General features: G+C 51.0%; 4 protein-coding genes. 2 read left to right on the plus strand and 2 right to left on the minus strand.

What is annotated here, in order from left to right; all coding sequences use genetic code 11:
- Positions 1-426: 426 nt before the first annotated feature.
- Entirely contained in the window at positions 427-1,587 is a 1,161-nt protein-coding gene (locus HMPREF1492_RS02215) for a GTP-binding protein (RefSeq protein ID WP_232215589.1), read from the minus strand.
- A gap of 112 nt (positions 1,588-1,699) precedes the next feature.
- Positions 1,700-2,758 carry an NAD(P)-dependent alcohol dehydrogenase gene (locus HMPREF1492_RS02220; protein WP_035433270.1) on the minus strand — a complete coding sequence of 353 codons (1,059 nt, stop codon included), beginning with the start codon at positions 2,756-2,758 and terminating at the stop codon, positions 1,700-1,702.
- Positions 2,759-3,591: 833 nt separating this feature from the next.
- Here HMPREF1492_RS02220 and HMPREF1492_RS07860 point away from each other — a divergent pair.
- Together HMPREF1492_RS07860 and HMPREF1492_RS07560 are read left to right on the plus strand one after the other, a co-directional pair.
- Positions 3,592-3,936, plus strand: coding sequence for a transposase (locus HMPREF1492_RS07860; RefSeq protein ID WP_502685327.1), 345 nt, complete (start codon positions 3,592-3,594; stop codon positions 3,934-3,936).
- A gap of 94 nt (positions 3,937-4,030) precedes the next feature.
- Positions 4,031-4,543 carry an IS30 family transposase gene (locus tag HMPREF1492_RS07560; protein WP_232215565.1) on the plus strand — a complete coding sequence of 171 codons (513 nt, stop codon included), beginning with the start codon at positions 4,031-4,033 and terminating at the stop codon, positions 4,541-4,543.
- Positions 4,544-4,549 lie beyond the last annotated feature (6 nt).

Raw genomic sequence — 4,549 nt, forward strand, 5'->3', positions numbered from 1 at the left:
GCGGGTGATTATGATTCTGTAGCGTGTTAGCGTCGGCTTTTAGGCCTGGCGCACAAAATAGTGCAGCTTTCTTGTGTTCTGCTGAAGAATCGACATATTCTTAATCAAGATAGCCAGGCAGCTAGGCGGTGCACTACCCGATATGCATTTCTATGCATAAACTTAACCTAATATGCTAGAAAATGAATAGCGTCATATAAAAGATTTAACTATAGGTAAATTTCGCACCTACGGAACACACCTAAGTCGGATAATCTGCTCAGATGAGGGCATTTTACACATCTAATGACGATAATCTGCATGATTGTGGTATTTTCAGCGTCATGTATACGTCTTTTTAACAGATTATCCGACTTAGGTGTGTTTTGAACTGACTTCTATTTCTCGTGCCCAAGAAATGGGAGGCAGTTCAATCGGAGGCTCTTTTTAGTTGCAGGTTTTATGCGTGTGCTCGCCGTGCGCGTGCGCGTGCTCGCCATGCTCGTGCTCACCGTGCGCGCCGTGGTCGTGCCCGTGCTCGTGGTGCTCGTGTCCCTCGTGGTCGTGCCCATGCACGTGGCCATGGCCCTCGTGCTCGCAGTGGCCATGCTCGTGATCGCAATGTTCGTGCACGCAATGACCGTGCTCGTGGTCGCAGTGCGAGTGATCGTGCTCGTCAACTAAGTCCGACTGCTCGTGCCAGAATGCCGGCACAAACGCCTCGCGAAGTCCATGACGCAGCAAGTCGCGGCCGATAAACACGCACCTGGACTCTTCCTGAGGTTCGTCACCCGTAATGGCCCATGCGCGTTCTACCAGGTCAAACTTGACCCACTGATTACCACAAGGCAGCGTACCCTTTGCGCGCGCGAGCTTTCCAAAAACACCGGCTGACGCTGCATCCAAAAGCCAAATCAAGTGCGTTGGACTTGGAAGCTCAGCGTGAGTCAGCGCCATAGTCTCCAGGTCGGGACCTTCGTCCTCATCACCTGCTGCGTCTTTAAGAACAGAACCATCAAGCGCGCGAGTCAGAAGACCATTCCACCACTCGTCGGGAATATCAGCATACGAAGATTCGGCGATAACCTCTGCCTGCGGATTCATCTCTGCCGCAAGTTGCTTAATGGGCTCGGCAGCATCCTCGCTACCTGGAGCCAATTTAGAAACTACAACGCTCGCGGCGGCGCTCAGCTGATTGTCAAAAATCTCTGGAAAATCGGTGCGCTGATTCTGCCACGAAACGGCGTCGACCACGGTAACCGGCGCAAGCAAACTAATGCGCTCCCAGGCCACCTGATTCACGTTATCAAGAATGCTCTGCAGCTTAGCCACGCCAGTTGGTTCAACAATTAAATACTCGGGGTCAATGGTGTTTGAAATGGTCAGCACCGACGTCGCAAAATCCTGCTTGCCCGAACAGCAAATGCAATTCTCGGTAGACTCCCAAACCTTGAGGTCGGAGTCCTGCCTCAGACGGCGTGCATCAATATCTGCCTGGCCATATTCATTCTCGTAGATAGCAAAATCACGCCCAGTCCGACGCACGAGCTCCTGAATGAAGGTGGTTTTACCAGCTCCAAGAAAGCCTGATACAACAAGGATTTTCATGAATACAACCGCTTTCTAAACTCCGTTGGCGCCCACCAGCGCAAAAAGCTGGCGAGAAAACCGAACTTCTCGCCAGCCTAAACGTACTAAATCACGCTACCTAATTGGTTACCTAGTCGATAACAACAACTGGCTTGATGAGGTCGGATGGCTTATCACGCATGGTGAAGAGAGCCTCCTCGAGGTGATCCCAGCCGTGGTAGAGGTGGGTAACCTCTGGGTGAAGGTCCAGACGGCCAGAAGTGACCAGGCTGGAGAGCTTCTCCATGCGCAGACGGCCGCCAGGCATGAGGCCGCCACGGATGTCCTTGTGGCCCATACCAACGCCCCACTCGACGCGAGGAATGTTGACGTAGTCGCCGGAGCCCAGGTAGTTGACGTTACCAATCTTTCCGCCAGGCTTGAGTGCCTTGACAGCGTCCTCGAAGGTCTCGCAGCCGCCGCCGTCGACGCAGACGCGGTCAACGCCCTTGCCGCCGGTGAGCTCCATGACCTGCTCCCAGATTGGGCCGTCCTTGTAGGAGATGAAGTCGGTTGCGCCGTAGCCCTTAGCTGCCTCAACGCAGACTGGACGGGTACCAACAGCAATGATGCGAGAAGCACCGTGGAGTGCAGCACCAGCAACGGACATAAGGCCGACAGGTCCAATACCGATGACCAGGACGGTGTCGCCGAACTCAACGCCAGCAAGCTCAACTGCGTGGAAGCCGGTTGGAACCATGTCGGAAAGGATGCAGGCGTCTGCTGGATCCATGCCCTCTGGCATGTGAGCGAGGTTACCGTCAGCGTCGTTTACGTGGAAGTACTCGGAGAAGACGCCGTCCTTGAAGTTGGAGAACTTCCAGCCAGCCAGCATGCCACCGGAGTGCATGGAGTAGCCAGCCTGAGCCTCAAGGGAGTTCCAGTCTGGAGTAATTGCAGGAACGAGGACGCGGTCGCCAGGCTTGAAGTCCTTAACGCACTCGCCAACCTCGACAACCTCTGCGGAGCACTCATGACCAAGAATCATGTTGTGGCGGTCACCGATTGCGCCCTCCCACAGAGTGTGAATATCAGAAGTACAAATTGCGACCGCAAGTGGCTTGCAGATTGCGTCAAGAGGACCACACTTTGGTGTCTCCTTCTCAATCCAGCCGGACTCGCCGATCTTGAGCATTGCATAACCCTTCATAAAACCCTCCTAAAATCTGTGTTTCTGCAGTTGAAACACTACCTACCTCGTGGAGGAGCACGCCTTTTGCGTGACACTGACGAGGCTTATAAACGTTTTTTGCGAAAGCTCACTACTTTGTTGCAGCCACAAGTGGGTCCTCTCCACAACAAAACGACGAACACTCGCGAAGTACATTTTCAAGTACTTTTTTACGTAAATCTAGAACGAAACCGTGAAAGGTTGAGCAGACTTTCATGAATTTTAAGCTGGCGAGAAATGCGGTTTACAAATATCCGATATTTGCGCACGTAGACAATGCGTACGCTAACATACCGTTAACCAAACCTCCGACCGAGGCGAAACAACGCTTATCGGCAAACGGTTACCGTTCACCGAGTCAAATGGGCAACTGTCCACTTTTCTGTTGTATGCAAGCAATGTCGAGTGGTATGCGGAGGCGTCTCAGCAGCTACGCAGAGGCGCTTTGTTATAATTCTGGTAGATGAGTTTCTCGCCAAATGAACCTCTTCAATGAATCACTTTGTGGAGAAAACCAGCAGTCAAAAAAAGGAATTTGCATGTCCATTGATAACTTACTTAGAGACGCTGGTGCTCAATTTTTGCTCCGCACCTGATCTGCTCCGCGCCTGATCTGCTCCGCGCCTGATTTGCTCCGCGCCTGATTTCCTCAAAGATTCTGTAAATTTTGCCCTTGAATTCTCATTGCAAGTGCAACAACAAAAGACAAGGTAGTGACCCATGGGTCTACAATGGCGCTTACGACAACGATCATTGAAAGGATTTCCATGGGTCACTATAGCCATCTTAGCATTGAAGAGCGCGAAGACATTATGGTCTGGTGGAAAAATCATGAAAGTATAAGCCAGATTGCTCGTAAGCTCGGACGAAACAAATCAAGTATTTCACGAGAGATTAAAAGAAACGGTTGGACAATCATTGGAGTGGCGCATCTGTGCTATAGGGCTTCGACTGCTCAGAGAAAGACCGATGTTCGACGCCAGGCTTGCAAGAAACGCACCCTACTCGATGATCCAAGCCTTCGTGCACGTATTGTCTTTCTTATCTGTAGTCGCCACTTCTCACCTGAGCAGATTGCAGGCAGACTACACTTAGAACTTTCCTACGCTCCTGTCAGCTGTAGCACTATATATAGAGCCATACACTCGGAAAACTAGACTGTGAACTTCCAGGTGTACAGTCTGTACGTAGAGACTTAGACACCGAGGTAAACGACGGCATACAAAACACCTCATAGAGCGCAGAGGAAAAATACGGATAACTCATGAACTTGTCGAAAGACCAAAAGAGGTTGCAGATCGCCAACGCATTGGAGACTGGGAAGGTGATACCGTCATCGGTAAGGCCAAAGGGCCACGCCTGGTCACACAAGTTGACCGTATGAGCGGCTACCTTGTTGGTGGCAAAGCTGCATCAGGGTCTAGTGCTGATGTCAATGTAGCTATACAGCAAGCTTTGAGAGGTGAGGTAGTAAAAACCATAACGCTTGATCGTGGATCTGAGTTTGCTCGAGCAGCAGAACTTCAAGAAGCTATTGGAGTAAGTATCTACTTCTGTCTTCCACATCATCCCTGGCAAAGAGGTACCAATGAAAATACCAACGGTCTCATCAGAGAGTATTTTCCAAAAGGTACAGACCTCTCATCGATTAGCGATAGAGAGATTGAGGCAGTATATAATGAGCTCAATCTGAGGCCACGTAAGCGTCTGGGTTGGAAGTGCCCTTGGGAAGTCTACCATCACCAAACGTTGCACTTGCTTTGAGAATTC

The sequence above is a fragment of the Atopobium sp. BS2 genome (assembly GCF_000565075.1).
Classification (GTDB): Bacteria; Actinomycetota; Coriobacteriia; order Coriobacteriales; family Atopobiaceae; genus Lancefieldella.

Bases quoted from the DNA above. Each gene is read 5' to 3' on its own strand.
- HMPREF1492_RS07860 (WP_502685327.1), top strand. From the start codon at position 3,592: ATGGTCTGGTGGAAAAATCATGAAAGTATAAGCCAGATTGCTCGTAAG.
- HMPREF1492_RS02220 (WP_035433270.1), bottom strand. From the start codon at position 2,758: ATGAAGGGTTATGCAATGCTCAAGATCGGCGAGTCCGGCTGGATTGAG.
- HMPREF1492_RS02215 (WP_232215589.1), bottom strand. From the start codon at position 1,587: ATGAAAATCCTTGTTGTATCAGGCTTTCTTGGAGCTGGTAAAACCACC.